Consider the following 1,189-nt stretch of genomic DNA (forward strand, 5'->3'; position numbering starts at 1 on the left):
AAGCGCCCTCTTCTTTTCACTATCTGACAGTCAGGATGACGGCTCTTCGCGCTTTTAAGTGATTTCACAACTTTCATGACTTATTCCTTCTCACTAGTAAATTGACCAAAACGACGGTTGAAGTTAGCAATACGCCCTTCCGCTTGAACCACTCGTTGCTTGCCTGTGTAAAACGGATGAGAAGACGACGACACATCCAATGTGAAGTACGGGTATGTTTTTCCGTCTTTCCACTCAATGGTGCGATCGGTTTTCAATGTTGAGCCGACAACAAAGTATTCATCCACACTTGTGTCATGAAACACCACTGGACGATAGTCAGGATGGATTCCTGGTTTCATTTCAATTTCCTTCAAATTAAATTGTTATGTTATAACATTTTAATTAATAATCATTCCCAATAAGAAATGCAAGAGAAATTTGTGATACTTTTTCACTTAAATGAATCTTGAAGAAATTTGCTATGTATTCGATTGAGCCGATTGGCATCATTGAAACCCCTTACAAAGAGAAGTTTGCCGTCCCTCGCCAACCGCGCCTAGTTCCAGCCGCTAAAGCGCGAGTAAAGCTGTTAGGCGAGGCAAATAGCCCAGAAGCGGTGCGCGGATTAGAACAGTTCTCTCACGTCTGGTTATTGTTTCTGTTTGACCAAAATTTGGAGGCAGGATGGAAACCAACCGTACGGCCTCCTCGTTTGGGTGGAAATGAGCGTATTGGCGTGTTTGCTTCGCGCTCTACCTTTCGACCAAATGGCATTGGAATGTCGGCAGTCGAAGTGAAAGGCATCACGAAGAAAGGTGATCAAATATATGTTGATCTTGGCAGTGTTGATTTGGTCGATGGCACACCGATTGTCGACATCAAACCTTATATTCCTTACTCAGATGCCATTCCTGAAGCGATTGGCGGCTACGCTGGTGAAGAGCCTGAAAAATCGAACGTCACCTTTTCGTCTCAAGCATTGGCGATGCTAGCAAAGCGATCCGATACTCAATATGTACAATCGGTGATCGAACAAGTTCTGGCGCAGGATCCACGTCCTGCATACAAGAAGAACAAACCGGATACCAAGGAATATGCGGTAAATTTGTTCGATCTGAACGTTAAGTTCAGCGTGAATAGCAACTTAATAACAGTTACGGCGATTGAAAGCTTTTGACAAAGCCAATTGGCTGATATTATAGACGGC

3 protein-coding genes are annotated in these 1,189 nt (G+C 43.7%); 1 reads left to right on the forward strand and 2 read right to left on the reverse strand.

Features of this window, described 5'->3' with window-relative positions; translation table 11 throughout:
* Positions 1 to 77, reverse strand: a 77-nt coding sequence (locus tag R7R78_RS24165) for a ribosomal protein bL36 (protein WP_225474380.1), incomplete at its 3' end; no start/stop codon positions are given.
* Between the two features lie 3 nt (positions 78 to 80).
* Complete coding sequence (locus tag R7R78_RS24170) at positions 81 to 341, reverse strand: type B 50S ribosomal protein L31 (RefSeq protein ID WP_005479047.1); 261 nt, start codon at positions 339 to 341, stop codon at positions 81 to 83.
* A gap of 122 nt (positions 342 to 463) precedes the next feature.
* Between R7R78_RS24170 and tsaA the strand changes: the two genes are divergently transcribed.
* A complete protein-coding gene (tsaA, locus tag R7R78_RS24175) occupies positions 464 to 1,159 on the forward strand; it encodes a tRNA (N6-threonylcarbamoyladenosine(37)-N6)-methyltransferase TrmO (RefSeq protein ID WP_225474379.1) in 696 nt (231 codons plus the stop codon).
* Positions 1,160 to 1,189 lie beyond the last annotated feature (30 nt).

It is taken from the genome of Vibrio sp. 2134-1 (genome assembly GCF_033339495.1).

What these genes read in the sequence shown, in the direction of transcription:
- R7R78_RS24170 (WP_005479047.1), bottom strand. Translation starts at nt 341, where the DNA reads ATGAAACCAGGAATCCATCCTGACTATCGTCCAGTGGTGTTTCATGAC.
- tsaA (WP_225474379.1), top strand. Translation starts at nt 464, where the DNA reads ATGTATTCGATTGAGCCGATTGGCATCATTGAAACCCCTTACAAAGAG.